The following is a 26219-nucleotide window of genomic DNA, read 5'->3' on the forward strand; positions in this document are numbered from 1 at the left end:
GCGAGCCGCAGGCTAATCCTGTAATTCGATGAGAAATTATCCAGACTCCGCTAAGATAATTTTTTCCAACAGACTCTAGATAAAAATATTTAGATCAAACTCGAATTGCACTTATTCAAGCTAAAGGATTATCTACCGCAAAAATCTGCTGATCTTCCAAGCGGAAAGCCACCAGTTGCTGCCCCCAAACACAACCACCATCCACATTCTGAATGTGAGGACTAATGGTTTTTCCCTGCAAAGCTGCCCAATGTCCAAAAATTAATTGATGGGTTTGTGCCGCCTGACTTTCAAACTCAAACCACGGTTGAAAGCCCGCTGGCATCGGTGCATCAAGTGCATCTTTAAAATCAAATTCCAAACGCCCTTCTGCATCGGTTAAGCGCATCCGGGTCAGATAATTGGTAATACAGCGCAAACGCGCTAAACCCGTTAAATCATCTGACCACAGATCGGGTTGAGACCCATACATCTCTGCAAGAAAACTGTCTAATACCGCAAGATCATCATGACCAACCACCTGCTGCACTTCTTGCGCCAGTGCAACTGTTTTTGTCGCACTCCAAATACAGGGTACGCCAGCATGGGTAATCAGAGTATGTTCATTTGGGGATAGGCTCAAAGGCTGTTTTCGCAACCAATCAATCAGCTCATCACCATCAATCGCATCAATCACTTCTTGCGTATGATCTTTGTCTTTGGCTTTTTTAAAACCACGCGCACAGGCAATCAACGTAAGATCATGATTGCCCAGTACCGTTGCTGCAGCACCGCGATCAGCAAGCTTTTTAATAAAGCGCAATGCACCGACAGAGTTTTCACCACGTGCAACCAAGTCACCTGTGAACCATAAAAAGTCTTGATCTGGGTCAAAGCGGATTTCTTTTAATAACGCTTTCAGCGCTTCAAAACAACCTTGCACATCACCAATGACATAGTTATAGCGTTTTGACATTAAGACACCATCTGATCAGAAAGTGCAACAAAATCAGCCAAGCTTAAGGTTTCAGGACGCGCCATCGGATCAACACCAGCTTTCTCAAAACCATCTTCTGCCAACATGCCTTTCAAACTATTCCGTAGCGTTTTACGGCGCTGGGTAAATACATGCCCAACCAAACGCGCCAAGGCTTTCTCATCCTTTGCCACGATGGGCTTGGTTTGGTATGGCTCTAAACGGAATACTGCCGATGTGACTTTCGGTGGCGGATTAAATGATCCTGGTGGTACTTCAAACAAAAACGTTGGTTTGCAGTAATACTGAATCATCACCGACAGACGACCATATTCTTTGGTATTTGGTGTCGCCGTAATACGGTCAACCACTTCTTTTTGCAACATAAAATGCATATCTTTGACTTTGTCCCCAAACTCCAAGAGATGGAATAACAAAGGCGTAGAAATGTTATATGGCAAATTTCCAACTACGCGCAGTGGACGGCCATCTTTAAACAGTTCCGTGAAATCGTATTTTAATGCATCGGCTTCAATAATGGTCAAACGTTCAGGATGCGGCACACGCCCAGGTAACCCCGCTGCCAAATCTCGGTCAAGCTCAACTACGGTCAAAGCATCACACTCACCAATCAATGGTGATGTTAATGCCGCCAAACCAGGTCCAATTTCAACAATATTTTCGCCTGTACGTGGATTCACTGAGCGTACAATTTTGGCAATCACACGTTGATCATGTAAGAAGTTTTGACCAAAACGTTTTCGAGCCTGATGCCCTTCATCTTTAGGGTTTAGGGCATTAATTTGATACATAATAATTCCAACGTGAATAATTTACTCGTTAATCACTGACGAGCTAAATCAAGTGCTAAATCCACTGCGACATGCAAGCTCGATGCTTTTGCTTGTCCAGTGCCTGCAAGAGAAAGTGCTGTACCATGATCGACAGAGGTTCGAATAAATGGCAAGCCTAATGTAATGTTAACTGCTTCACCAAAGCCTTGTGATTTTAACACAGGTAAGCCCTGATCGTGATACATCGCTAAAACTGCATCTGCATTGCTTAGATTTTCAGGGGTAAATAAGGTATCTGCGGGCAAGCTTAAACTCATCCCAATACCTTGCACTCGATAGCTTTCCAACACAGGGTTGATCATTTCAATTTCTTCACGGCCCAAATAGCCATCTTCACCTGCATGTGGGTTCAGGCCACACACCAAAATACGAGGCTGAGCAATTTTAAATTTTGTTTTTAAATCATGAATCAGAATATCAATCACTTGATGTAAGCGCTGTTGCGTAATTGCATCCGCTACATCCCGCAAAGGTAGGTGTGTTGTTGCCAAGGCAACACGTAATGTTTTGGTGGCCAACATCATCACCACCCGATCAATGCCAGCAAACTCTTGGTAATATTCGGTATGCCCACTAAATGCAATCCCCGCATCATTGATAATCGACTTTTGCACTGGCGCTGTCGCAACCCCGACACTCTGTCCAGTCACTGCATAATCGGCCGAACGGCGTAATTGTTCCAGTACATAAGCGGCATTGGCTGAATCTAACTGACCTAAAGTCACTGGTTTTGCTAGAGGGACATGCTCAACAAAAAGTTGCCCCTTCAAACTGGATTCTGCTTGTCCTTGATAAGCAATCAATTCAACATCGATTCCTAAAAAATCGGCACGCTGTTGTAACATCTGTAGATCGGCAAGAATAACAATTGGTCGCTCATCTACACGTTCTGCCAGACTGAGACAAATATCAGGACCAATTCCTGCTGGTTCGCCTGAAGTGACATATAAAGGAAGCATCTATACCGCCAGTCTTTTTTGATTCCCATCTAGTGTAACGAAAATCTCAGGGCAGCTATAGTGCTTCATTTTTAATAATTCAAATACTTTAAGGTGTTGCTGACACTTTCGGTAGGTTCTGTGGAACTAAATTCGATGGTACAAACTCCACCTTACGTGTCCAAGGATTGATCCTTGGTTGTACTTTTTTCTCAGGCTGTACCAAAGCGACTTCTTCTTTTTTCTCAGCGACCACAACACTACTTGAGGCTTTTTCTACCAATGGATTGCTAACCACGTCTTTCTTTTCTGCAACCTGAACGGGCTGTGCAATCTGAGATTCCTTCTTCTCTATCACAGGTGTTGCAACGACAGTACTTACAGGCCGAGTATAGGGTGCTGCAATTGCCCCTTGTTTCACCACAGTTTGTGTCGTCGGTTGCTGAACCGTTGTATTGGCAGCTTGCCCCTGAAGATTGAGTTGATCGACAGGAATCTCGATCGCTTTCATCTCAGCCGTTACCGCCATAGCAGGGTCGACGTGATCATTGCCTCGACTTTCCAAAACCTCTAATTTTCGGCTGGTTCCTTCTTTCGGCTGAAACTCTGAATAATTGGTCACACTGGTTTGATCCACCCACTTATAAAGCCGTCGTGCATTTGTCTGTGTAGAACAAACACCTATTAATAATGTAACTACAACAATTTTTGTAGAAAACGACAACTTCATCAAATTCCCCAGCAGAAAAGCTTAATACTTCTATTTATTTCAAACGTTTGCTAAAAAAATAATAGGTCAAATCCGCCCCCCTCACAAGGCAAATAATGTTGCCATCAATAAAGGTCGCCTTACTTACAAATTCAGTCACATTGCAGCATTTTCTGACCTTTCAGCTGATTTTTTCTTGTGCATTTTTATAAATCCATGTAGAATTCGGTCTCCTTTTGTTTGGACAGATTTCACCGTCCAAACCAACTATAATAGGTAGTGGTTTAAATGAAAACTCTCAGCGCTAAGCCAGCTGAAGTTCAACACGACTGGTATGTTGTTGATGCTTCTGGCAAAACTTTAGGTCGCCTTGCGACTGAAATCGCTCGTCGTTTACGCGGTAAGCACAAAACTTCTTATACTCCTCACGTTGACACTGGCGACTACATCGTTGTGATCAATGCTGAACACGTTCAAGTGACTGGTAAAAAAGCGCTTGATAAGAAATATTATCGCCATACTGGTTTCCCTGGTGGTATCCGTGAGACTAACTTCGAGAAGTTAATTGCTCACAAACCTGAAGCAGTTTTAGAAAAAGCTGTTAAAGGTATGTTACCAAAAGGTCCTCTTGGTTATGCAATGATCAAAAAAATGAAAGTGTACGCTGGTACTGAGCATCCTCATACTGCTCAACAGCCACAAGTTTTGGACATCTAAGGGATACAGCACATGGCTACTAATTATGGTACAGGTCGCCGTAAGACCGCAACTGCACGTGTTTTCTTATCAGCTGGTACAGGTAAACTCGTAATTAACAACCGTACGCTTGAGCAATATTTCGGTCGTGAAACTGCTCGTATGGTTGTGCGTCAGCCTTTAGAGCTTTTAGAAGTTACTGAAAAATTTGACCTTTACATCACTGTTAAAGGTGGTGGTATCGGTGGTCAAGCAGGCGCTATCCGTCACGGTATTACTCGTGCATTGATCGCTGCTGACGAAAACTTAAAACCTGCTCTTCGTCAAGCTGGTTTCGTTACTCGTGATGCTCGTGAAGTTGAACGTAAGAAACTTGGTTTACGTAAAGCTCGTAAACGTCCTCAATTCTCTAAACGTTAATCGTTTTACGAATTGGACAAAAAACCTCGGAATTTTCCGAGGTTTTTTTATTGCTTAGCTTGGTTATTTCTTTTTAGAACAGTCCATTATTGCATCACCTGTGCCATCGGCAGAAGAAAATTCCGTGACCTTACAGCCATTCTGTGTATAGGTCTTGCTCACTTTAGAAAATTGGTGATCTTTGGGAATAGGTGCATTACATGGTTGGTCGGTTTTTTCATCCACCATTTGGATCGGCCCATCATTGTAAATAGTAACCTGACAACCTTTCACGACATACTGTTTTTTGATGCCGCCATACTGTTGCCCATTATCTTCACCAGCCGCATCCGCAATAACAGCATCGGCAGCAGCGCCGATCTCATGATCTGAAGATGCGACTGCCTGCTTCTCTGAAGTAGACGCTAAGTTGGTACATCCACCGAGCATAAGTACTGCAGATAAGGTCATCAGATAATATCGCTTCATTGTATTTTTCTCTCTTTGAACTTATTGAATCATAAATCTATTCTGTAACAATCATATTGTTCAGCTTTAAGTGATTTCCAACGTTAATTTTAGTATTCTAAACAGTCAACCATAATTTTTTGGACTTATGTCTTTAGAAAATCCCCCAACCCCTGTCCAAGGCATTACGCTTTATAGTCATGCAGACGATTTCCGTTCACACTGGATCCGTTTTTTACTGGCTGAAAAACAAATCAAATATCATCTTATTCTTACCGACCATGAAGATGAGGATTTAGCGGACCTTAATCCCTATAACCAACTTCCCATGTTGATTGAACAAAACCTAAAACTTTTTTCAGCCAATGTCATTGCTGAATATTTAGATGATCGTTACCGCCAAAATAAGCTGTATGCTGATGCACCCATGGCGCGAGCGGAACAACGTCAATATATTTGGCGTTTCGAACAGGATTGGTTCAAGTTGGCCGATCACATGTTGAGACACACCGATACGCTAGACCCTAAACAAAAACAAAAGGCTCAGAAAGAACTGAGAGATACGCTGATTTCTCTAACACCACTCTTTCAACATTTCCCATTTTTCATGTCAGAAACATTTTCAATCCTTGATTGTATGTTGGCCCCAATCTTTCTACGTCTAAAAAGTATGGGGATTGAATTACCTGCACAGCACTGTCGGCCTATATTCTTGTATTGTCATCGTATCTTTAGCCGACCATCTTTCATTAAATCAATGACAGCTCAAGAAAAAAACAGCTACAATGAATTGATTTCAACGATTTAATAAGTTTTTCAATTATGTCTGAGCAAATAACTTTTACGCCTACACGCCCCTATCTTGCTCGTGCCATTTATGAATGGATTTGCGATAACCAGCTGACCCCTTATTTATTGGTTGATGCAACGCAACCCCATACCGATGTTCCATTACAATTTGTCAAAGATGGACAAATTGTCTTAAATCTTGCGCCACATGCCATTCATCAATTCCATATGAGCAATGATGCGATCACCTTTTCGGCTCGCTTTGGTGGTGTTGCAAAAGAGATTTATGTGCCTATTCGTGCTGTATTGGGGATTTATGCAAGAGAAAATGGACAAGGTTTATTCTTCGATGCTTCTGAATATGCAGAAATCGAAAATACAACTGTTCCTCCAGTGGATGAAGGTAAGCAAGATGCTGAACCAACTAAAAAGAAACCTTCACTCAGAATTTTAGATTAAGCGAGGATAGACAAGATGGCATTTGACTTAGTTCAATATTTTTCTGAACAAATTAAAATTCAAAAACCACAACTTTTTAATCAATATTCTCCTAAAGAAAAACAAGCTTATATTGATGAAGTGAACGTGTTAGCACTTGGGCAATTGATTAGTCTGTGGAAACAAAATCCACAAAAGCTATATCAAGAAGTTCAAACCGCTGATCCGCTTTACATTCAAGAGGTTGCTCGCCATCTCACTACCTCAGCCCATAATCAATCTACGCTAAAAGCCGCTGAGTTGGAAACCAGCCTCTCTGATGTACTGACACTACAGTTGGCCGAATTGAAGCAACTGGATCAAACGGGAAGCTTTGGGCAAACAGGATTGACAGAACTTCTAGTCGGTCAAATTGAACATTTATCTGGGCAAGCGGAAGACTGGGTCTGGTCAACCAATCAACTGACCGAATTACTCGGTTCCAAGCCTGTGGTACAGCAAGAAGTGTCGCTTGAAGCCACCATGCAAGAATTCAATCAAATGGTTCATCAAGCACAACCAACTGCACATGATGATCATGAGGAAATAGTTGAGGTTGAAACGCCTGCAGTTCCTGCTTGGGCGTATATTGTTTCTCCTTTTGTGGCATTGGTCATTTTGATCTTTTTGTATTGTTCATATTGCCAATTAATTTCAGCCTAAGACTCACAATAAAATGATAAAGAAAGTAAATATACTTTCTTTATCATAGGCTTACGAAAAAATTAACTTCGCTTAAAATATTAATTTATTTATTTTAATTAAAATAATTTACATTTATTTACAATCAAGAAATACCTTCAAACCTAAATATTAATGTGCTTAACATCACAATAAAAACAAAATCCAATCCTCAATTAATATTTTTATTTGTTTATTTGACAAAAATTGTCAATTATTAGCAAATCAGTCAATTCAATTATTTTAAAGTATGATTGATTTAATAAAAGAGTTTCCTATAATGAGATTAACTACTTTTGAAAACTAATCAAAAACAGAAGTGGCAAATATAAATTCATAAACAAAGATGTATTAGTAGAGATAAAATCATGGCTAAAATTTCATTAGAAAGCTTAACAAATATTGATGGGTTCGTTGCAGCAGCTTTAGTAGACACAGAAAGTGGTTTGGCGCTAGCAACACAAGGTGGGGGCTCAATCGACTTAGAATTGGCAGCTGCGGGTAATACCGAAGTTATTCGTGCAAAACGCCGTGTAGCTAACTCACTGAAACTTAACGATGATATTGAAGATATCCTCATCACGCTTGGTAAGGCATATCACTTAATCCGCCCACTAGAAAGCAATGGCAACCTGTTCCTTTACCTAGTATTAGACCGCACTAAATCTAACCTAGCGATGGCTCGTCACGAATTAAAAACATTTGAAAAAGAGTTAGACTTTGCTTAACTCTCAATTTAAATACATTTAATATATTAGGCTACTTGTATATACTCTTATTTTATTTATTTAAAATAAATTAAGAGTTATATAAGCAGTCTATTATTAGTCTTTAGTATTATTAGACTAATTCTGTGCAGTCCAATATTTTATAAAACATTAAAGTGATACTATGAATGGACATTGCATTAATATCGCAATTTCAGGTATAAGTTTAAAAGTTTCAGATGAATTAAAAATAGAGCTTAGAAAAACAATACCTCATGAATTTGGCATTAACTGGATCAATATTGCCGATCCAAATATCGACTTATTATTAATAAATGAAAACTTTTTTGATACTGAAGGTATTCAACGAATTTTAGAACAAAAACAACTTCCCTGCTTAAAAGTATCGAAAGGAGAAGGCACCCAGCATATAGAAGAACACAACACGCTTTATTTACCTTTTCAGCACACTGATGCATTAAAAAACTGGATTCATATTCGCCTTTTAAGTTATCTCACCCATCAACAAGCACAACAGCCCAAAGTTGAATCCGTTTCGACCCATAATGCGATCAATGAAAAGTATTTAACTGACATGTTAAATCCTGAAAATGCCAGACTGCACCTGTTTGATGATCATGGCACCCTAGCCATCATCGACACTCGCAGCCAAATTGCATGGTTAGAACCCACGCGTATCCATACGCAAACCAACCACAGCTTTAAATATGAGTTCGCAACCACCTCCAACTTCACCAAAGTATCGCGTAAGGTTGAATACAATCTAAATGATTGGTTATGGAATCTATTTTGGCATTCGCTTGAGTTCCAACGCTTGGCACCAAATGAAAATGAATACTACAAAATCGAATATTGGCCACAGCCAGCGCAAAACACAGAGCGGAAAACCACCCTATTACTTGCCGCTTGCTTTATACAAGGAGCCCAACTGTACCAAGTTGCAACACAATTAAAACTTCCTATACAAACGGTTCAACAATTTATCGCTGCCTGCATTCTTTCAGACAATGGTGGCATTATCCCTGCTTCAGAAAGTCATTATTTAAAAACAGAAACTACTGAGCAAACAATTGAACAACAAGGCTTTTTAAATAAATTTTTCGGCAAGATTAGACGCCGCTTTGGGCTTTAAGGATTGATATGATTCTCCAACAATACAAAATTGTTTTTGCAGGAAGCATGGGCGCAGGTAAAACGGAAGCAATCAAATCGCTTTCAGAAATTCCTGTCCTCGCGACCGAAGCATTCAATACAGATAGTCAGGCCCATAATAAAATGCAAACTACCGTGGGTATTGATTATGGCGAGATTACATTAGATGACGGTGTAAAAGTTGGCTTATATGGCACCCCTGGACAATCACGCTTTGATTTTATCTGGCCGGTCATTTGCCAAGGTGCATTAGGCGTTATTTTACTGGTCGATCACAACAGTAAAGTTCCAATTGAAGAACTTGAAGGCTATTTAGACACCTTTAAAGACTATACCCAGAACATTTCCATTGGCATCACCCATGTCGATGAAAATAAAGGACAGCCCACCACCATATATCGTGAGTGGTTGATTCAAAACGACTACCACTATCCTCTATTTTTTATCGATGCACGCAAACAAGAACATATCTTGCTGATGATTGAATCACTGATTGCAGCATTAGAAGTCAATTTAAAAGCAACAAATTAATTACTTTATAAAGAGAAGAATTATGTTCAGTATTCCCAGTCAGCAACGTACGGCACCCAAAGAGCTGATCCAATTTGCGAAGGCTCAAGCCAACGATATTTTAACCAATATTCGCGGAGTAGATTATATTATGCTCTGCTCTACAGATGGATTTGAACTTGCCTCAATTTACAAGAAGAATCCCTATAACAGCACCAAACTTGCCGCTGTGAGTAGTTCGATCTTGGCGATGGTGACGGCCTTTCTCAATGAAATTCAGCTGACGGGATGCCAGAGTATTACTTTGGATGCAGAGAACGGTAAAGCAATTTTAACTTCAATTCCAGCCCCACATCACCCGATGGTGATGGTGACCTTGAGCAATAAAGATGTCTTATTGGGGCAACTACTCTATAGCTTAAAACAAACCAGCAGCGCAATTGTCGACGCCGACCAAGCTTAATTTTTCACATCAAAAAATCTGACAGGTCTAAACGGCTTGTCAGATTTTTTTCATTTATTGACGATATACTCAATACACCACTTTTCAATTTTCATTTTTGAATATCAACCTTTGCTCAATTTCACTAAAAAATAGCCTTTATCTGCCCAAAAATCTCGATTTAAGTCAAAAATATTAAATAAAATATTGTTTTTTAAAAACATCAGATGAATGGTTATAAATTTAAATGATTTAGCAATATTTTTTCATTATTATAATTTTCGAACAAATAACAATCACAAAATTTTCATAAATGAATAATTTAAACAATATGCGGTTGTGTTTGTTCTGACATTATTAAGCACTATGGAGAGATAAAAGATGAAGCTGAAGAGCTTAAAACTAGGCGCAGGGGTCGCGCTATTAATCAGTGGTTTTTCCACCCAACAGACCTTGGCTGATTCCTATGTGTTCGTGACCAATACCACGCCACAAACCGTATCAATACAAGTCAATCAAACTGGGGCAAGCTTACAGCAAGGCAATGAATGGGCGCAGGAAGCGACCCAACTTGCACCATACGAGACCAAACGGGTACTGCGTATCAACCGTTATACAGGAATCAAATCCGGTAAAACCTATAACTTTGATACCGTTCTCAGCAGCGGCAACTCACAAGTGACCTTAAAACAAACCATGACTGGTACGTGGTCTGGTAGCAACATTAAGCACGGTATTCAAACAGCGACTACCACATCTCCGTGGTATTCGGACCGTGATGTACATCGTATCAGTACAACTTATGCGGGTTTATCTGCTCAGGCAGCAGTAAAAGCTGAATATACAGGTGGTTATGATGACTTCCACTACACTATTCATCAAAACACTGTACAAGAGCCTGTTTCAGCCAGTGCCGATGAACTCAAAGTCCTGACTTATAATATTTATGCACTGCCAATGGTCGCGAGTAAAATCAGTGAACGTTTGGCTGAATTGCCAAATCATCTAAATGGCTATGATGTGATTATGATGCAAGAAGCATTTGCATCATCGCGTACAGGCATGTTGAATCAACTGGCACAACAATATCCTTATCAAACCCATATTCCTGTCGGTTCTGGCTATAACTTGTTTGACAGCGGTCTAGTGATTGTCAGTCGTTATCCAATCGCGAAAACTGCACAACTGATTTATCCAGATTGTACAGGCACCGATTGCTTCGCCGATAAAGGTGTGCTGTATGCCGAAATCATTAAAAATGGCAAGGCTTATCATGTGACTTCAACGCATACTGCCTCATTTGATACCGATGAAGCACGCGCCCTACGCCAAGTTCAGTTCAAACAAATCCGCCAATTGGTCAATCAACAAAATATTCCAAGTTTTGATGCAGTATTGATGGGTGGCGATTTTAATGTGAATAAATTACTTTGGCCGCAAGACTATCAAGACATGTTGACCAATCTGAATGCCACCGCAGCAACGAGCACAGGCTATACCGCATCGACCTTTGACCCACGTGTGAATAAATTGGCAGGAGCTGCAGGTTCTGGGGGTTCAACCGTTGAATATCTGGACTATATCGTAGCATCGAATAACCATCGCCAACCCACTCAGGCGCGTAATGATGTTCGTATCTTGCGTACTACGGCTGATCCACTGTACATGACATGGGATCTCTCAGATCACTTCCCTGTGATGGGACAATTTAATTACAACCCATAAAACGGAAGGCGGTATGAATAAAAGACTATTGCTGACAATTGTTATTGTTCTCGTGGTCTTGGTTGCGATTGTAGTCTGGAAGAGCACCGCCTCTTCCGCTGCAATCCAGCACACCAAATCCACATCATCTCAGGATTCATCGACACAGATGAGTGATGACAGCATGCCAAATAAAAGCAAGGATGAAATTTTTCAGGACTCGCTCTTAAAACAACTCAAAAAGTTACAACAACAACCTGGCAATATCACTCAGTTTCTCAATGACTTTAAGGCCAACTGCCCTGTATCTGACTGTAATGCCGCTTTAGCAAAAGCCTTAGCCAATTACCCAGATCAGAAATTCGCACAACTGGTCGCGAACCTGTTAAAACGCCTGCCACAATACGAGCAACGTATGCAAAGTACAGTACTATCAACCACTTTATCGCCAAAAGAACGGTTTGATGCTTTGTGGAAACTGAGAGAGCAGACGTTAGGACAAGCAGAGACAATGCTTGGTTTTGGGCAAGAGCGCCAGTATGCGGATTATCGTTTTGCCTACAATGATTTGGCTCAGAATCAAAAACTTAGTGCTGAACAACGTTTAAAAGCCTTTGAAGAGCTACAAAAACAGTATCCTGATGAGACTCAACAACAAAGCAAAATCGGGCAATACGAACAAGCCTTAAATTTGATTCAGCAAGGCCAACAAAATGCTGCTGAAACTGAACGTTTAAAGCAGAAATTGCAACAGCAATATTTGACAGAACAGGAACGCCAAGAGGTTCAGCAAAGAGAACGACGTGAAGCTCAGCAACAGCAGCAAGTCGATCAATACCAACAAGCCTTGCAGAAACTACAACAAGAGATGGAGCCATTAAAAGCACAACTCTCAGACACAGAATGGCAAAAGCAGTATCAAAGCCGTTTAGAGAATTTGCGCTTAAAAATGTTTCCTTGATTTCGCTTCAACCATCTATATAACCGACATAGATGGTTAAGTGCTTGTCTTGCACAGTTTTTATGCTATTTATAATAAGTCAACTTACCACTGTTCAATCGATTCTTATTCATGGAAATCAAAGGAATGCATTATCCACAATATCAACAAGATCTAAATACTGCACTCGAATCAGAAATATTGGGCGAACTGATTTTTCTCAATGCCGCTAAATATACGCGTTCAATCGAACAGCAACAAAAATGGCAAACATTGGCCAAACTGGAAACTCAAACACTTCAACGCTTAGAGGATTTCTTAGCGCAGCATAGTCATACTGCTTCAACTCGACCACACATTAAGTTGCAAGCTAAAGCATCCGGTATCGCTATGGCAAAACTACCGTGGAAAGCTGCCATGCATTTACTCAAACAAGGTACACAACCGTTTATGGAAACCTTTGAGAGAATGACTCAACATGCCGATGCAACGACACGAGAATTTCTTCAATATTTATTAGCACATGAACAAGCACTAGCAGAATTTGCAGCGCAGGAATTACAAGGGAACCATCAACATTCCTTAGAAGCTGTATTGAGCTTACTAAAAAGCGAGGCATAAAACCTCGCTTTTTAGTTACTGTTATAGATGACTAGGCCATATTTAGATTTAACAGCAATTGTCGTTTTTTCACCTGCTGCCCAACCTGACCAATCAGTTCCTCAACTACACCATCGACATCGGATTTGATCTGTTGCTGAATCTTCATAGCTTCGAGCACCAATAAGGTTTGTCCTTTCACCACCTGATCACCAACATTGACCAATAGATTCACGATAGCCCCATCCATCGGCGCACGGATTTTTCCATCCCCTACAACTTCTGCGGCTTCTGGAGCTGCATAGGTCATATTTTCAATCACCACATTGCCATTGTCTGCATCTAAATACAGCTGATCTTGATCAAACACATATGCGAGCTTACGACGAACACCTTCACAGCTATAAACAATATCCACATCGCTGATATTCACAATCGTGATCGTTGCCTGTTGGTCACATAACTCAACTTTGACCTGCTGCTGATCATTTTGTACATGTAACAATAACTGTTGGTCTGCATATTTCAGTTTCAGCGGAAATGGCATGCCAACACCCGTTTGCCAAGCAACGCGCTGCTGATTTTGTTGTGTAAAGAGTGCTGCTGCCACTGCAAGCGTTTCAATCTTTAATGTTTGCTGATGTAGACTCATATCATCCTGAAAATGCTGCTGAATAAATGCGGTGTTGGTATCTCCAGCGACAATAATCGGATGACGCAGTAAATTGCTCAGAAATTGTTTATTACTATTCACGCCCAACAAGACACAATCATCAACGGCGCGAGCGAGCAGTCGAATCGCATCCTGACGGGTCTTTCCATAAGCAATGACTTTGGCCACCATCGGATCATAGAACGGACTAATTTCACCTTGTTCTAACATGCCGTGGTCAATACGGACATTCGGCAACCTACCATCAGCACCAGCAGGTTGCCAACGAAGCACTTTACCTGTTTGTGGCAAGAAATCCTGCCGCGGATCTTCTGCATATAAACGGACTTCAATCGCATGCCCATTCAGGGTCAGTTCATGCTGTTGCAAAGCTAAAGTTTCACCATTGGCAACACGAAGCTGCCATTCCACCAAATCTAGCCCTGTAATCATTTCCGTGACAGGATGTTCGACCTGCAAACGGGTATTCATTTCCAGAAAATAGAACTCACCCGATTGATCCAGCAAGAACTCCACTGTACCTGCCCCCACATAATCACAAGCTTTAGCCGCTGCAACAGCTGCCTCACCCATTTTCTGACGAAGTTCAAGCGTCATCACAGGACAAGGGGCTTCTTCGACCACCTTTTGGTGACGACGCTGAATTGAACAATCACGTTCAAACAAATACACATAATTGCCATGCGTATCACCAAAGACCTGAATCTCGACGTGGCGTGGGGCAATCACGGCTTTCTCTAAAATCAGTTCACCTGAACCAAAGGCATTTTCTGCCTCTGAACGTGCTGTTTTTAAGGCATCCAATACATCCGAAGCCTGATGGACCAAGCGCATGCCACGTCCGCCACCGCCTGCCGAAGCCTTAACCATTAGAGGATAACCAATCTTCTCTGCCTGTTCAGCTAGATAATCAATATCCTGCTGATCACCTTCATAACCGGGCACACAAGGTACTCCAGCTTGAATCATGGCAATTTTAGACAGGCGCTTACTACCCATTAATTCAATCGCAGCAGCTGTTGGTCCAATAAAGGTAATACCATGATCAAGACAAGCCTGAGCAAAGTCAGTATTTTCAGACAGGAAACCATAACCGGGATGTACCGCATCCGCACCTGTCTTTTGGCAGGCTTCAATAATATTGGCAATCGATAAATAGGATTCTGAAACTTTAGAAGCACCGATATAAACCGCCTCATCTGCCAGCTGGACATGGCGTGCATTGGCATCAGCATCTGAATACACGGCAACCGTTTGATAACCCATCGCTTTGGCCGTCTGCATGACACGAACGGCGATTTCACCACGGTTTGCCACTAACACTTTTGAAAATTTCATTATTTAATCCCTCAAAGCACCGTATGTATATGGTTTTGACCGATACGGTGCGCAAAGTCATACTTTGCTCTTTTACTGCTCAGTCCAGTTTGGCAAACGTTTTTGAATAAAAGCCATCGTTCCTTCTTGCCCTTCTGCGCCACCGACTGCTTGTGCAAATTGTTGTGCTGCATCATCCAGCAGAGAAGTTAAAGGTTCATTCAGCGTTCGATGTAATAAAGCTTTGGTAGCACGAGAAGCCAAAGGTGCAGCACGCTTAATCTGTTGAATCGTCTCAGCCAGCTGCTGCTCCAGTTCAGCGTCATTCTGCGCCAACTGATGAATCACCCCTAAATTCAAAGCAGCATGACCATCAAAACGTAGGCCTAATAAAGCCAAACGGCGGGCTTGAGTCAGGCCAATACGCTTTACCACGAAAGGCGCAATTTGCGCAGGTAAGATACCTAAGCCTGTTTCTGGCAAACCAAACTGGGCACTCTCACGGCTGATGGCAATATCCGAAACACAGGCTAAACCAAAGCCGCCACCAAGTACTGCCCCTTCCAATACAGCAACAACGGTCTGGGGTGCTTGATCTACCTGTTCAATCATGGCTCCAAAACGGCGATTAAAATCCACATAGGGCTGTAAGCTACCGCTATTGGCAGCTTCAACTCGCAATCCCGCCATATCCTTGATATCGCCACCTGCACAGAAATGCCCGCCCTTACCTCTGAGAATGACAGCGCGAATTGAAGAGTCATTCGCAATCTCGCTAAACACCTGTTGAATGGCAGTGACCATATTCAAACTCATGGCATTACGGCTTTCAGGACGATTCAGCCATAAGGTCAAAATGCTGCCCTGTTGCTCTAGTTCAATGCTGTCATCAATATTCAAGTCTGCAAGAGAAGTTGAAAGCACCATCTTTCGTCTCCTAGTTTTTCTGCTTTTTAGGCAGAATATCCATGAGCTTACAGATAATCCCCAACATAATCTCATCTGCACCGCCGCCAATTGAACCTAGACGACCATCACGGAATAGTTGCGACGCAGGGTTATCCCACATAAAGCCATTACCGCCCCAATATTGCAGACAGCTATCCGCCACTTCACGACTTAAACGACCCGCTTTTAACTTTGCCATTGAGGCCAGCATGGTGACATTCTCACCTGCAATATGCTGTTCACATGCCTGATAAGTTAAGGCGCGCAATGCTTCTACTTCGGTCATCAACTCAGCAAAACGGAAATGTACATATTGGTTATGAATCAAGGGCTGACCAAAGGTGGTACGTTCTTTGGCATAATCAATGGTTTGCTGAATGACTTTTTCCATCCCGCCCACCGCATTGGCACAAGCCCACATCCGCTCTTCTTGGAACTGCATCATTTGCATCATAAAGCCCATGCCTTCTGCACCCACAAGGTTGCGTTGCGGTACACGCACATTATCGAAATAAACCTGTGCAGTGGTGGTTGAGCGCATACCCAGTTTATTTAAGGGTTCAGAGAAACTAATCCCTGCCGTTTTTGCCGGCACAATAATCATGGATTTGTTGACGTGTGGCTTATCATCAGAGGTATTGGCAAGTAAACAGAAGAAATCTGCTTGTAATGAGTTGGTGATCCACATCTTACTGCCGTTAATCACATAGTCGTCGCCATCTTTTTTTGCAGTCGTTTTAATGGCTGCCACATCAGAACCCGCATGCACTTCGGATACTGCAATCGACGCGACATATTCACCACGAATCGCAGGATTTAAAAACTCATCTCGTAGTTCTTTGCTGCCAAAACGTGCCAGTGCAGGCGTTGCCATATCGGTTTGCACGCCAATCGCCAGTGGCACCCCCCCACACGCAGCACGACCTAACTCTTCTGCCACGACAAGGTTGTATGAATAATCGAGTCCTAAACCACCATTCTCCTCAGGCTTACAAATCCCCAATAAGCCCAAATCCCCCATTTTCTTAAATACGTCATGAATCGGAAAACGGCCCGCCTCTTCCCATTCAGGAATAAAGGGATTCAATTCATTTTCCACAAACTGGCGTGTGGTACGGCGTAAAGCATCATGTTCTGCGGTAAATTTCATTGTTTTTTTCCTTAAAAATTGTTTTTCTCCTCTCCCTAACCCTCTCCCCAAAAGGGCGAGGGAATCCCTTCTCCCTCAGGGAGAAGGCTAGGATGAGGGTGTTAAAAATTAAAATCTCGACACACCAAATCGTGTTGGATTTAACTCACGTTGATGTGCTTCAAAAATGGTTTGTAATAAGAAAATCAGTACTTTCCGGGTGTCTCTCGGATCGATAATCCCATCGTCATGGAGCATTGCGGTATTGAATAAAGCCGTCGACTGCTGTTCCAGTTTCATTGCTGTACTTTGTTCCAAGAAATCCAACATCTGTGGATTCGGTTCCATCCCTGATGCTTTCTGTTTACCCTCAGCCACGATACGCAATACCTTACCTGCTTGTGCCGCGCCCATTACTGCCACATGCGAATTGGGCCATGCAAAGATAAATTGTGGCGACAAACTGCGTCCACACATCGCATAGTTGCCTGCCCCATAAGAACCCGCAACCACGATCGAGATTTTTGGCACCGTCGCATTGGCGACTGCCTGAATCAGCTTAGAACCATGCTTGATAATGCCGTTCTGCTCTGCATCCGTTCCGACCATAAAACCTGTGGTGTTGTGCAAGAATAAGAGTGGACGTTGGGTCTGTTCACACAGATGAATAAATTGTGCTGCTTTAGCCGCCCCCTGCGGCGTGATCGGGCCATTATTGGTAATGATGCCGATATGCAGCCCCCCCACCTTTGCCCAGCCACAGACCGTTAAAGCATCATATTCCTGTTTAAATTCCAGAAAGTCTGAATCATCAATAATCCGTGCAATGATTTCCTTCATATCAAAAGGTTGCTTCGGATCTTGAGGAACAATACCTAACAATTCTTCCGCAGCATAACGTGGTTCTTTATAATTCTGATTCGATTGCGCGGTTTGTTCTTTCCAGTTCAGATGTTCAAAAATCTCACGCGCCAAACGAATACCATCCGCATCATTCTCGACCAGATATTCCGCCACGCCTGAGACTTGAGTATGCATTTCTGCCCCACCCAGCTCTTCAGCTGTTGCGACCTCACCTGTTGCTGCCAATAACAACGGTGGCCCTGCCAATAACATTTCAGTCTGTTTGCGTACGGCGATCACATAATCTGACAAACCCGGCTGATAAGCCCCACCAGCGGTCGCATTACCATGCACTACTGCAACTTGTGGAATTCCCGCAGCAGATAATCGAGCCTGATTGGCAAAGGTCATACCACCATAGGTAAACACTTCCGCAGCATAGTTCAAGTTTGCTCCGCCACTTTCAGTCAAGGTGACCATTGGCAGCTTTTGCTCTAATGCGATCTTTTGCAGGCGCAGGGTTTTATGTACCCCCATCGGTGACATGGTGCCACCTTTGATCGCACTGTTACTGGCAGAGACCAGCGCACGTACTCCACTGACAAAACCAATCCCTGCGATAACCCCACCACCTGCCTCGGAGCCATCTTTATCATCATGCATGTTGTAGCCAACCAAACCACACAGCTCGACAAAAGGTGAATCCGCATCTAATAACAGTCGAATACGCTCATGGGGCAAAATTTTGCCTTTCTTATCAAACTTGGGTTTTGCTGCATAAGATTTATCGATGCTTTTTTGCTGCACGGCCCGAACTTCAGCCAACTGCGTTAATAACGCCTCTCGATTTTGCTCATATTGCTCACTACCCACTGCAATTTCAGATTGGAGAATGCTCATATTTATTCTCCATCTGTTTTGAATATGTCAGGAATGAAAGCACGATGAAAGCCATTAAAGGCTTCATTATTGGTCGCATCTGCCAATGGATACATACGCGTGCCTTGTGAAGCAGCCCCATCGATGCGAAGTGTTACCCCTGAGACAAAAGCAGCGGCATCGGAGAGTAAATAACAAATCGCAGAGGAAATTTCTGACTCTGTACCCATCCGTTTTAATGGGACATTGCTCGCCAAACTTGGAATAATCACTTTGGCAAAATCACCACTATAGTTATCCATGCCTGAAGAAATAATCCAACCTGGTGCAACCGCATTGACGCGAACCCCAGACTTACCCCATTCAACCGAAGCTGTTTTCGTCAGGTTATCTACACCTGAACGTGCTGCACCTGAATGGCCCATACCCGGCATACCGCCCCACATGTCTGCGGTCATGTTGACAATGCTGCCACCATGCTTTGCCATCCATTGATTATAAGCTTCACGCATCAGATAGAAGGTTGAATGCAGGTTATTACGGACCACAGCATCAAAACCGTTGGCAGAAATATTTTCAAGCGCAGAAGGAAATTGTCCACCTGCGTTATTGACTAAACCATCGAGCTTGCCGAACTTTTCAATGACTTCGGCAATCATGCTTTTGACTTGTTCTTCATCACGGTTATCACAGACGATGAAATGAACTTTGCCGCTATCTTCTAGAATTTCCTGACTGGCCTTTTCTAATTTTTCAACTTTACGTCCCGTAATCACGACTTGCGCGCCTAAGGATGCCAATTCATGCGCAGTACAACGGCCAATACCAGAGCCACCGCCTGTCACGATAATCACTTTGTCAGAAAATGCATCTGTCCTGAAAATTGATTGATAACCCATGTTTATATCCTTACTTATTTTTCTAACAGTTGTGCTGGCACTTTCACCGGTATATCCAATAATTGCTGTGCAAAGGCTTTACCCTGTGGATCGATTCGCAAGCTGGCAATCCCACCACCACCCAAAGCATTTTCCAACATGAAATTCAGCGCATTCATCTCTGGCAATTCATAACGGATCACCTTGGATTTGTCTGGGTCTAAAACATGCTGCATATACGCGGCAACATTGGCTTCAGTCAGTGCCGCACGAATCCAAGGCAAATATTCTGCTTGACGTGCAATCACCCCTATATTGCTATGATTGCCCTTATCGCCACTGCGTGCATGTGCCACCTCAATCAAAGGCACTTCAACTTCATCACCTTGATAGGTTGCCACTTCACCAACCGGATGTAGCTCGACAGCTGATGCCGTTTGCCCCGTAGGAATCTGTACAGGGTAACGCTGCCCAGCAAAATCAACTTCTACCTTTAATTGATCTTTATCAATCAAAAATGAAAATAATTTCACCACTGCCGATGCTTTAGGACGGCCTCCGACAATTCCTGCCAATGCAGGTGCCATGCCTGTTGAAGCTTGGGCAATTTCAGAAGCAAAGAACATACAAGCCTCTTTAAATAGATGCTTGACAGCGATTTTAACCACCACTTCACGGCTGTCTTTGATTCGGGCATGTGTACCATAAGTACTTTCAACCCCGAGAATCTCAACAGACTTTTCACTAAACGGTGGGACTGATCGTAACGCCAATACGCGTTCACATTTATTCAGAATGGCATCCGCAATCACTTGGGCTTTTTCTGGTGCTTCACGACCAGCGATTAAGAAACTGACTAAAACTCGGTAGCCATCGGCATAGGTTGCACTGACTTTATATTGCTGGGTGGGTGCACGACCTGTTGCACCTGTTACCTTGACTCGATGTTCACCCACCTGTTCTAAATGGACTTGGCTAAAATCAGCAATCACATCAGGTAAAAGATAGACTTGCGGATTGCCAATTTCGTAAACGACCTGCTCTGCTACAGTCGCAGTCGAAACCAATCCACCCGTCCCTTTCGGCTTGGTCACAATAAAGGAGCTATCTTGACTGACTTCAACAATTGGAAAACCCATATTGTCAAAGCCTTGAACTAACCGCCAATCAGTAAAGTTTCCACCAGTACACTGTGCACCACATTCAATCACATGCCCTGCCAATGCACCTTGCGCCAACTTGTCATAATCCTCAAGTGACCATTTATACTCATGCAACAGTGGTGCAAGCACAACCGCTGAATCGACCACACGACCTGTAATCACGATATCTGCCCCTAAATCGAGTGCATCGCGAATCGCAACAGCGCCTAGATAGGCATTACTACTGGCAACATGTGCAGGTAAGGCATCACCATTAAACATTTCCTGAATATTTTGGGTGAGTAATTCGGCATGCTTTGGTAGTACATCATCCCCCAGTACCACTGCAACTTTTAAATTTAAACCCTTCTCATCAATCATTTTTTGTAATGCATCACGGCAAGCCAGTGGATTTACCCCACCTGCATTACTAATCACTTTAATTTTTTTCTCAGCAATTTTATTGATCAGTGGTGTCATGACTCGACTGACAAAATCCAAAGCATAACCATGACTTGGATCCATCATCATCGCCTTGGCCATAATCGACATGGTGATTTCTGACAGATAATCAAAGACTAGATAATCAATATCACTTAGGTGTACCAACTGAAAAGCAGCGGTATTGGTATCGCCCCAGAACCCTGATGCACACCCGATTTTGACTACCCTCTGGTCATCCTGTTTGACAGTTGTCATGCGCTTTCTCATTGTTATTACTAAAAACGCCTTAACATTACCAAGCAAGTGCTTGGTTTGTAAAGTACATAATGCTATGGTATAAAAATAGAAATAATATTTCTTGCTAATACCTTGTTATTTGGAATAAATTTTCTAAAAAAATTATGCTACCTAGCCATGTGAAATAAAAAATGCTTTTAATTAGTTTTATTCAAAGCCACTATCTAGAAGTTTCATTTCTTCTCCATGAAAAAGCAGAATTAATTATTTTTTTGCTCATTTTTTGTTTAGGTATCCTTTTCGCCAATATTCCGAAAAATAAAGTCATTGCTTTTATTCTTTTCATTCTAAGCTTTATCTTACCTTTCATATATATTTTTTATTTTCAGATGATTATTGTAAATAATCACCTCAATCAAGAAGTTAAAAAACAAAATTTTCACTATGGCTGTATGACCTACTATACAACTGTCAAATACAAACCTAAAAATTCAAAAGATTTTTCATATAGTGATTATTTTATTATTAACAATACATTTTCAAAAGTTGATATTCGAGGGAAAAACTCCCACATAGGAAAGCAAATCAATGATTTCAATACACTTAGAAATCCTGATACTTGTTATTCTGTGCGCTATATAGAATTCAAATTCTTATTTTATAAAAAAATTAAGGTTTATGATTTGGTAGAGCTTCCTAATTAACCTATCATACTGCCACATTGCTGTAGGACTAAGACATGATCGCAACTTCAATTGAACAAATCCCCAAAATTGTTTGTTTTGATGACAGTCCACGTGGGCGTTTATTGCAAGGTGCAGCCTATCTATTTTATAAGCAGGGTTATGACAAAACCACGGTTCGTCAACTCGGTGAATTTATCGGAATTCAATCAGGTAGCCTGTTTCATCATTTTAAAAGTAAGGATGAGATTCTTGCGACAGTGATGGAACAGACCATCATTTATAATTTTGCCCGCTTAAAAGAAGCGGCTGAACGCTCAAACGATCCTGAACAGCAATTACGTCATTTGATCAAAGCTGAATTACTCTCCATTGCTGGTGATACAGGTGCAGCTATGGCCGTACTGGTACATGAATGGTTTGCACTATCAAAAGAAAAACAAGACTACCTTCTAAAAATGCGTAATGAATATGAGCAAGTTTGGTTAGACGTGATTGAAAAATTACGTGCTCAAGGCAAGGTGAAACATGATGCTTTTATCTGGCGTCGTTTACTCGGTGGCTCGATTTCTTGGACGGTGACATGGTACAAACCCGAGGGTAAAGTCAAAGTTGATGAGTTGACTGAAATGGTTTGGGAAATGGCGGTGAAATGAGTCCAGTCTACTTGCGTAAGCCTCAACGTAGTGATTTAACTGAAATCAGACATGCCTACTCAAATAGTATTCATCTACATCGACCATGGACCTATCCACCGACTGATTTTGAACACTACCTCGCTCAAGAACATCGTTATTTTGTCTGCTTGAAAGAAAATCATGCCATTGTTGGCACCTTTAATATCTCGAATATCGTTCGAGGTTACTTCCATTCTGCTTATTTAGGCTATGAAGCCTTTTATCCTTATGCAGGACATGGCTATATGCGGCATGGACTACAATTGGTTTTAAAAGAAGCATTTCAAACACTGAATCTACATCGACTAGAAGCTAATATTCAACCAGACAACCTGACCTCTATTCGCCTTGTATCAAATGCAGGTTTTGTGAAAGAAGGCTTCTCTCGCCAGTACCTACGAGTCGGTGGAAAAGAATGGAAAGATCATGAACGTTGGGCAATTTTAAATTCGGATTGGACAGATCAGAAATATCAGGCATTCTAAAAAATTGATTCCAATTTAAGCACGACACAGCTTATCGCTCATGTCTATTTATCTATATTCGTTGTATTAGAAAACTGCTATTGTTGTTAAACATCAAATGATTATAAGAATTAGTAATAATGAATCCAATACAACACGCCAATATTTCGGTGAAACGTCGCGGGGGCGAGCTTGAAGATTATATTGATATTCATGCTTTAATCGATAGTACCAAAATGCTGTGTACCGATAATCGTCATCGTATCCTGCATACTTTTTGGGGTGTTCAGGAAGTGATTATTCCAATCTTTGGACATCACTTCAAAAATAGTGCTGGAAATAGCATTGAAGTGAAAGACCTGTGTGAAAAAGATCACCTATTGGTTGATTTCCATCACCGCTTTATTCCAACTTTAGGTGATTTTGTTGCAGCCATGCAGGATATCCCTACAGATGGATTGGCAAAGCGTTTAGAGAAATTCCATGCTGATGTGATTGATGACCCAAAGCTATCGGCAACACTGCTCTCTCCGTTATCGGTAACAGGACAATTAAAGTCGTTACTGATCACCCACAATAGTTGGTTTATCAATACCATTCTTCCCATGATTGGAAAAGGTAAAGCCAAGTTTATTGATTTTGATATTCGTCCTGATTTCTTTTTCAATCCGATGCGTTTTGAACTCTGGATGGACAATGGTATGGCTGTGCCGCCTAGTGCAGCTAAGCTGCAAGAATTAAAAACTAAAATTGCTTAACTTAAGGGGAAATAAAAATGAGCAATATCCAATACGTGATTCGTCAAAATGACTTTGCTTATAATGATGAATGGCATCTGACCAACTGCGTTTCAACTGGGGCAATCAAGCAAATTTATACAGATAAAGCTGAGGCGGAAAAGGCATATAAAACCTTAGTCGTTGAAGGCTTATACTATGATGAACTTTGTAACTATGACATCGGCAATGGCGAAGTAGATGATGAAATCTACGAAAAACTTGAAGCTTTAGTATTAGAAAAAACGGGTAAAAAATTTGATATCGAAGATGGTGAAATTCCGAAACTGGATGAAGATGATGCTTTCGAATTTGCCAAAATTTCGGGTATTGTCTGGTATCAACTCATAGAGATTGATGCGGCACAACCTTGCTATGTCCTCTGGATCAACTCAGAAGAAGACTATTTTTCTGGCTATGAAACTGGCAGCATTATTTCTAGCCAAGATGAAAACTTTAGTGATGTTACGTGGGAATCCAATATTTATGCGATGGACTATGAGTTCGAAGCCTTGATGGACAAGCCACTTGCTGAGTTAAGTGATAGCCCATTGCTATTCAAACAATTTATCGAGCAGACTTCTGATATTCGCTATGATGCTGAAAAAGATAGCATCGAAGGTATTTCTCTCGACAACATAAAATTTATTGATATCAAAGCACTAAATTCATTTTTAAAACAACCCATCTTCGAAATCCGTCAAATTTCTTTAGAAGAATTAGCTGAACTAGAATAAGTTTCAAAATAAAAAAGTGCGGTTTTTTAAACCGCACTTTTAATCAAATATCAAGTGAATTTAATAACCCAATTGCTTACTAATTAAGTCCTTCATAATTTCTTCTGCACCACCACCAATCATATTCACCTTCACTTCACGATAAATACGTTCCGATTTAGTACCACGCATAAAACCCATGCCCCCGAGTGTCTGTACCGCGGCATCTGCACAGAATTGCATGGTTTGAGTAGCGACATTCTTAAGCATACAAATTTGAGCAATCAGTTCACTGCCCTGTAATTCAGGCTTGCCCAAGCGATAAGCAGTATCCTCCAATAAAGCACGCGTTGCAGTCAATCGAGTTGCCATATCCACCAACTTATGACGCATCACCTGATGATCGACCAAACGCTTACCAAAGGTTTGGCGTTGCTGTGCCCAATCCAGTGCCTCTTCATAGCAAGTCAAAGCAAAGCCATAACTACTGGCAGCAAGGAAAAAACGCTCCATATTGAAGTTATTCATAATCACCAGAAAGCCCATATTTTCAGGACCTAATAAATGGCTAGCAGGCACTTTGACATTGTCAAAATGTAAATGTGCCGTATCTGATGCCCACCAGCCCATTTTGTCCAGTTTGGTTTTGCTGATCCCCTCACTATGCGCATCAATCAACAGCATGGAAATACCATTTGCACCTTTGGCATTTGGATCAGTACGAACTGCAACCGAGTAATAATCCGCTCGTATCCCTGAGGTGATAAAGGTCTTTTCTCCACTCACCAGAAAATAATCACCTTCTCGTATGGCTTTAGTTTTAAGTGCGGCTACATCCGACCCACCACCAGGCTCAGTAATCGCCAATGCTGAGATCTTGTCACCCGATAGAATTTGAGGGAGTACTTCAGATTTAACCTCTTCATTGGCAAAATGCTGGATAGGTGGTGCACCAATGGTATGTGACAGTAAAGAAGCAGCCAAACCACCCGATGCACATTTCGCCAGCTCAATAGAGGCTAACAGGGTATAAAATGCATCTGTTCCTGCAATGCCACCATATTGCTCTTCAAACCCTAATCCCAACAAACCAATGTCTGCAGCTTTTTTATAGAGTTCTCTCGGAAAGGTTTCACTTTCATCCCATTCATTGATAAAAGGTGAAATCTCTTTTTCTATAAAGCGTCGGATACTCTTGGAAAACTCAAGATGCTGCTCGTTATAGTATAAAGGATTAAGGTGCATATTCTGCTTCCTAGCAATTATTGATCATTGTTTATTGAATGAGCACTAAAGTAGCAAAACCAGAAAAACCAAGCAAGCGCTTGGCAAAATTAAAAATTAAAAAAACTGCGTAAGTAGGATAAAAAA

General features: G+C 41.7%; 29 protein-coding genes. 17 read left to right on the forward strand and 12 right to left on the reverse strand.

What is annotated here, in order from left to right; all coding sequences use genetic code 11:
- Nucleotides 1-115: 115 nt before the first annotated feature.
- From F887_RS02715 to F887_RS02700, 4 genes are all read right to left on the reverse strand, one after another.
- On the reverse strand, nt 116-955 hold the full coding sequence (locus tag F887_RS02715; RefSeq protein WP_005296870.1) for a symmetrical bis(5'-nucleosyl)-tetraphosphatase: 840 nt from the start codon (nt 953-955) through the stop codon (nt 116-118).
- The gene (gene rsmA, locus F887_RS02710) at nt 955-1767 is read right to left on the reverse strand and encodes a 16S rRNA (adenine(1518)-N(6)/adenine(1519)-N(6))-dimethyltransferase RsmA (RefSeq protein WP_005296871.1); all 813 of its coding nucleotides are present in this window, start codon (nt 1765-1767) and stop codon (nt 955-957) included. Before rsmA ends, F887_RS02715 begins: the two co-directional genes overlap by 1 nt.
- A 32-nt stretch (nt 1768-1799) precedes the next feature.
- Nucleotides 1800-2768, reverse strand: a complete 969-nt coding sequence (gene pdxA, locus F887_RS02705) for a 4-hydroxythreonine-4-phosphate dehydrogenase PdxA (RefSeq protein ID WP_005296873.1) — start codon at nt 2766-2768, stop codon at nt 1800-1802.
- Nucleotides 2769-2856: 88 nt separating this feature from the next.
- The gene (locus F887_RS02700) at nt 2857-3477 is read right to left on the reverse strand and encodes a hypothetical protein (protein WP_005296876.1); all 621 of its coding nucleotides are present in this window, start codon (nt 3475-3477) and stop codon (nt 2857-2859) included.
- Between the two features lie 267 nt (nt 3478-3744).
- Here F887_RS02700 and rplM point away from each other — a divergent pair, with 267 nt between their 5' ends.
- Both rplM and rpsI read left to right on the forward strand, forming a co-directional pair.
- Nucleotides 3745-4173, forward strand: coding sequence for a 50S ribosomal protein L13 (gene rplM, locus F887_RS02695; protein WP_004802631.1), 429 nt, complete (start codon nt 3745-3747; stop codon nt 4171-4173).
- Nucleotides 4174-4185: 12 nt separating this feature from the next.
- On the forward strand, nt 4186-4572 hold the full coding sequence (gene rpsI, locus F887_RS02690) for a 30S ribosomal protein S9 (protein WP_004775642.1): 387 nt from the start codon (nt 4186-4188) through the stop codon (nt 4570-4572).
- A 63-nt stretch (nt 4573-4635) separates the two neighbouring features.
- Here rpsI and F887_RS02685 read toward each other — a convergent pair whose 3' ends face one another.
- Nucleotides 4636-5040, reverse strand: a complete 405-nt coding sequence (locus tag F887_RS02685; protein WP_005296877.1) for a hypothetical protein — start codon at nt 5038-5040, stop codon at nt 4636-4638.
- A 127-nt stretch (nt 5041-5167) separates the two neighbouring features.
- Here F887_RS02685 and F887_RS02680 point away from each other — a divergent pair, with 127 nt between their 5' ends.
- The 10 genes from F887_RS02680 to F887_RS02635 all read left to right on the forward strand — a co-directional run bounded on the left by F887_RS02680 (nt 5168) and on the right by F887_RS02635 (nt 13063).
- Entirely contained in the window at nt 5168-5827 is a 660-nt protein-coding gene (locus tag F887_RS02680; RefSeq protein WP_005296879.1) for a glutathione S-transferase N-terminal domain-containing protein, read from the forward strand.
- A 14-nt stretch (nt 5828-5841) separates the two neighbouring features.
- The gene (locus tag F887_RS02675; RefSeq protein WP_005296881.1) at nt 5842-6267 is read left to right on the forward strand and encodes a ClpXP protease specificity-enhancing factor; all 426 of its coding nucleotides are present in this window, start codon (nt 5842-5844) and stop codon (nt 6265-6267) included.
- A 15-nt stretch (nt 6268-6282) separates the two neighbouring features.
- Nucleotides 6283-6948: a hypothetical protein gene (locus tag F887_RS02670; RefSeq protein WP_005296883.1), complete on the forward strand. Its 666-nt coding sequence runs from the start codon at nt 6283-6285 to the stop codon at nt 6946-6948.
- A 386-nt stretch (nt 6949-7334) separates the two neighbouring features.
- Entirely contained in the window at nt 7335-7694 is a 360-nt protein-coding gene (locus F887_RS02665; RefSeq protein WP_005296886.1) for a roadblock/LC7 domain-containing protein, read from the forward strand.
- Between the two features lie 163 nt (nt 7695-7857).
- Nucleotides 7858-8826 carry a hypothetical protein gene (locus F887_RS02660; RefSeq protein ID WP_005296888.1) on the forward strand — a complete coding sequence of 323 codons (969 nt, stop codon included), beginning with the start codon at nt 7858-7860 and terminating at the stop codon, nt 8824-8826.
- Between the two features lie 8 nt (nt 8827-8834).
- Nucleotides 8835-9377 (forward strand): GTP-binding protein, encoded by a 543-nt coding sequence (locus F887_RS02655; protein WP_005296891.1) that lies wholly within the window; start codon nt 8835-8837, stop codon nt 9375-9377.
- 22 nt (nt 9378-9399) lie between these two features.
- On the forward strand, nt 9400-9819 hold the full coding sequence (locus F887_RS02650) for a roadblock/LC7 domain-containing protein (RefSeq protein ID WP_004652554.1): 420 nt from the start codon (nt 9400-9402) through the stop codon (nt 9817-9819).
- Nucleotides 9820-10179: 360 nt separating this feature from the next.
- Nucleotides 10180-11523, forward strand: a complete 1344-nt coding sequence (locus F887_RS02645) for a sphingomyelin phosphodiesterase (RefSeq protein ID WP_005296893.1) — start codon at nt 10180-10182, stop codon at nt 11521-11523.
- A 13-nt stretch (nt 11524-11536) separates the two neighbouring features.
- Entirely contained in the window at nt 11537-12463 is a 927-nt protein-coding gene (locus F887_RS02640) for a lipase secretion chaperone (RefSeq protein WP_005296895.1), read from the forward strand.
- A 126-nt stretch (nt 12464-12589) separates the two neighbouring features.
- Nucleotides 12590-13063: a hypothetical protein gene (locus F887_RS02635; RefSeq protein ID WP_005296898.1), complete on the forward strand. Its 474-nt coding sequence runs from the start codon at nt 12590-12592 to the stop codon at nt 13061-13063.
- Between the two features lie 31 nt (nt 13064-13094).
- On the opposite strand, the gene F887_RS02630 is transcribed toward F887_RS02635, so the two are convergent.
- The 6 genes from F887_RS02630 to F887_RS02605 all read right to left on the reverse strand — a co-directional run bounded on the left by F887_RS02630 (nt 13095) and on the right by F887_RS02605 (nt 21550).
- A complete protein-coding gene (locus F887_RS02630; protein ID WP_005296900.1) occupies nt 13095-15053 on the reverse strand; it encodes an acetyl/propionyl/methylcrotonyl-CoA carboxylase subunit alpha in 1959 nt (652 codons plus the stop codon).
- Between the two features lie 72 nt (nt 15054-15125).
- Entirely contained in the window at nt 15126-15959 is an 834-nt protein-coding gene (locus F887_RS02625) for an enoyl-CoA hydratase/isomerase family protein (RefSeq protein WP_005296902.1), read from the reverse strand.
- Between the two features lie 10 nt (nt 15960-15969).
- Nucleotides 15970-17130 carry an acyl-CoA dehydrogenase family protein gene (locus tag F887_RS02620; RefSeq protein WP_005296904.1) on the reverse strand — a complete coding sequence of 387 codons (1161 nt, stop codon included), beginning with the start codon at nt 17128-17130 and terminating at the stop codon, nt 15970-15972.
- 108 nt (nt 17131-17238) lie between these two features.
- A complete protein-coding gene (locus F887_RS02615) occupies nt 17239-18852 on the reverse strand; it encodes an acyl-CoA carboxylase subunit beta (RefSeq protein WP_005296906.1) in 1614 nt (537 codons plus the stop codon).
- A gap of 2 nt (nt 18853-18854) precedes the next feature.
- The gene (locus F887_RS02610) at nt 18855-19730 is read right to left on the reverse strand and encodes an SDR family oxidoreductase (protein ID WP_005296909.1); all 876 of its coding nucleotides are present in this window, start codon (nt 19728-19730) and stop codon (nt 18855-18857) included.
- Nucleotides 19731-19744: 14 nt separating this feature from the next.
- On the reverse strand, nt 19745-21550 hold the full coding sequence (locus F887_RS02605) for an acyclic terpene utilization AtuA family protein (RefSeq protein ID WP_005296911.1): 1806 nt from the start codon (nt 21548-21550) through the stop codon (nt 19745-19747).
- A gap of 173 nt (nt 21551-21723) precedes the next feature.
- Here F887_RS02605 and F887_RS02600 point away from each other — a divergent pair, with 173 nt between their 5' ends.
- The 5 genes from F887_RS02600 (at nt 21724) to F887_RS02580 (ending at nt 24869) form a co-directional block, all read left to right on the forward strand.
- On the forward strand, nt 21724-22236 hold the full coding sequence (locus F887_RS02600; protein WP_005296913.1) for a hypothetical protein: 513 nt from the start codon (nt 21724-21726) through the stop codon (nt 22234-22236).
- Nucleotides 22237-22271: 35 nt separating this feature from the next.
- Complete coding sequence (locus tag F887_RS02595) at nt 22272-22871, forward strand: TetR/AcrR family transcriptional regulator (protein WP_005296916.1); 600 nt, start codon at nt 22272-22274, stop codon at nt 22869-22871.
- The gene (locus F887_RS02590) at nt 22868-23377 is read left to right on the forward strand and encodes a GNAT family N-acetyltransferase (RefSeq protein ID WP_005296919.1); all 510 of its coding nucleotides are present in this window, start codon (nt 22868-22870) and stop codon (nt 23375-23377) included. The genes F887_RS02595 and F887_RS02590 overlap by 4 nt, the downstream gene beginning before the upstream one ends.
- Before the next feature lie 119 nt (nt 23378-23496).
- The gene (locus F887_RS02585; RefSeq protein ID WP_005296921.1) at nt 23497-24114 is read left to right on the forward strand and encodes a DUF6915 family protein; all 618 of its coding nucleotides are present in this window, start codon (nt 23497-23499) and stop codon (nt 24112-24114) included.
- Nucleotides 24115-24131: 17 nt separating this feature from the next.
- Nucleotides 24132-24869 carry a hypothetical protein gene (locus F887_RS02580; protein ID WP_005296924.1) on the forward strand — a complete coding sequence of 246 codons (738 nt, stop codon included), beginning with the start codon at nt 24132-24134 and terminating at the stop codon, nt 24867-24869.
- Between the two features lie 60 nt (nt 24870-24929).
- Here F887_RS02580 and F887_RS02575 read toward each other — a convergent pair whose 3' ends face one another.
- Nucleotides 24930-26093, reverse strand: coding sequence for an acyl-CoA dehydrogenase family protein (locus F887_RS02575; protein ID WP_005296927.1), 1164 nt, complete (start codon nt 26091-26093; stop codon nt 24930-24932).
- Nucleotides 26094-26219: the final 126 nt, after the last annotated feature.

The sequence above is a fragment of the Acinetobacter sp. NIPH 2100 genome (genome assembly GCF_000369805.1).
In the GTDB taxonomy this organism is placed as follows: Bacteria; Pseudomonadota; Gammaproteobacteria; order Pseudomonadales; family Moraxellaceae; genus Acinetobacter.

What these genes read in the sequence shown, in the direction of transcription:
- F887_RS02685 (WP_005296877.1), bottom strand. Translation starts at nt 5,040, where the DNA reads ATGAAGCGATATTATCTGATGACCTTATCTGCAGTACTTATGCTCGGT.
- F887_RS02580 (WP_005296924.1), top strand. Translation starts at nt 24,132, where the DNA reads ATGAGCAATATCCAATACGTGATTCGTCAAAATGACTTTGCTTATAAT.
- F887_RS02675 (WP_005296881.1), top strand. Translation starts at nt 5,842, where the DNA reads ATGTCTGAGCAAATAACTTTTACGCCTACACGCCCCTATCTTGCTCGT.
- F887_RS02630 (WP_005296900.1), bottom strand. Translation starts at nt 15,053, where the DNA reads ATGAAATTTTCAAAAGTGTTAGTGGCAAACCGTGGTGAAATCGCCGTT.
- F887_RS02575 (WP_005296927.1), bottom strand. Translation starts at nt 26,093, where the DNA reads ATGCACCTTAATCCTTTATACTATAACGAGCAGCATCTTGAGTTTTCC.
- F887_RS02625 (WP_005296902.1), bottom strand. Translation starts at nt 15,959, where the DNA reads ATGGTGCTTTCAACTTCTCTTGCAGACTTGAATATTGATGACAGCATT.
- rpsI (WP_004775642.1), top strand. Translation starts at nt 4,186, where the DNA reads ATGGCTACTAATTATGGTACAGGTCGCCGTAAGACCGCAACTGCACGT.
- F887_RS02595 (WP_005296916.1), top strand. Translation starts at nt 22,272, where the DNA reads ATGATCGCAACTTCAATTGAACAAATCCCCAAAATTGTTTGTTTTGAT.
- F887_RS02715 (WP_005296870.1), bottom strand. Translation starts at nt 955, where the DNA reads ATGTCAAAACGCTATAACTATGTCATTGGTGATGTGCAAGGTTGTTTT.
- F887_RS02635 (WP_005296898.1), top strand. Translation starts at nt 12,590, where the DNA reads ATGCATTATCCACAATATCAACAAGATCTAAATACTGCACTCGAATCA.
- rsmA (WP_005296871.1), bottom strand. Translation starts at nt 1,767, where the DNA reads ATGTATCAAATTAATGCCCTAAACCCTAAAGATGAAGGGCATCAGGCT.
- F887_RS02600 (WP_005296913.1), top strand. Translation starts at nt 21,724, where the DNA reads ATGCTTTTAATTAGTTTTATTCAAAGCCACTATCTAGAAGTTTCATTT.
- F887_RS02645 (WP_005296893.1), top strand. Translation starts at nt 10,180, where the DNA reads ATGAAGCTGAAGAGCTTAAAACTAGGCGCAGGGGTCGCGCTATTAATC.
- F887_RS02610 (WP_005296909.1), bottom strand. Translation starts at nt 19,730, where the DNA reads ATGGGTTATCAATCAATTTTCAGGACAGATGCATTTTCTGACAAAGTG.
- F887_RS02670 (WP_005296883.1), top strand. Translation starts at nt 6,283, where the DNA reads ATGGCATTTGACTTAGTTCAATATTTTTCTGAACAAATTAAAATTCAA.
- F887_RS02615 (WP_005296906.1), bottom strand. Translation starts at nt 18,852, where the DNA reads ATGAGCATTCTCCAATCTGAAATTGCAGTGGGTAGTGAGCAATATGAG.
- rplM (WP_004802631.1), top strand. Translation starts at nt 3,745, where the DNA reads ATGAAAACTCTCAGCGCTAAGCCAGCTGAAGTTCAACACGACTGGTAT.
- F887_RS02640 (WP_005296895.1), top strand. Translation starts at nt 11,537, where the DNA reads ATGAATAAAAGACTATTGCTGACAATTGTTATTGTTCTCGTGGTCTTG.
- F887_RS02680 (WP_005296879.1), top strand. Translation starts at nt 5,168, where the DNA reads ATGTCTTTAGAAAATCCCCCAACCCCTGTCCAAGGCATTACGCTTTAT.
- F887_RS02620 (WP_005296904.1), bottom strand. Translation starts at nt 17,130, where the DNA reads ATGAAATTTACCGCAGAACATGATGCTTTACGCCGTACCACACGCCAG.
- F887_RS02665 (WP_005296886.1), top strand. Translation starts at nt 7,335, where the DNA reads ATGGCTAAAATTTCATTAGAAAGCTTAACAAATATTGATGGGTTCGTT.
- F887_RS02700 (WP_005296876.1), bottom strand. Translation starts at nt 3,477, where the DNA reads ATGAAGTTGTCGTTTTCTACAAAAATTGTTGTAGTTACATTATTAATA.
- F887_RS02660 (WP_005296888.1), top strand. Translation starts at nt 7,858, where the DNA reads ATGAATGGACATTGCATTAATATCGCAATTTCAGGTATAAGTTTAAAA.
- F887_RS02605 (WP_005296911.1), bottom strand. Translation starts at nt 21,550, where the DNA reads ATGACAACTGTCAAACAGGATGACCAGAGGGTAGTCAAAATCGGGTGT.
- F887_RS02590 (WP_005296919.1), top strand. Translation starts at nt 22,868, where the DNA reads ATGAGTCCAGTCTACTTGCGTAAGCCTCAACGTAGTGATTTAACTGAA.
- F887_RS02650 (WP_004652554.1), top strand. Translation starts at nt 9,400, where the DNA reads ATGTTCAGTATTCCCAGTCAGCAACGTACGGCACCCAAAGAGCTGATC.
- F887_RS02655 (WP_005296891.1), top strand. Translation starts at nt 8,835, where the DNA reads ATGATTCTCCAACAATACAAAATTGTTTTTGCAGGAAGCATGGGCGCA.
- pdxA (WP_005296873.1), bottom strand. Translation starts at nt 2,768, where the DNA reads ATGCTTCCTTTATATGTCACTTCAGGCGAACCAGCAGGAATTGGTCCT.
- F887_RS02585 (WP_005296921.1), top strand. Translation starts at nt 23,497, where the DNA reads ATGAATCCAATACAACACGCCAATATTTCGGTGAAACGTCGCGGGGGC.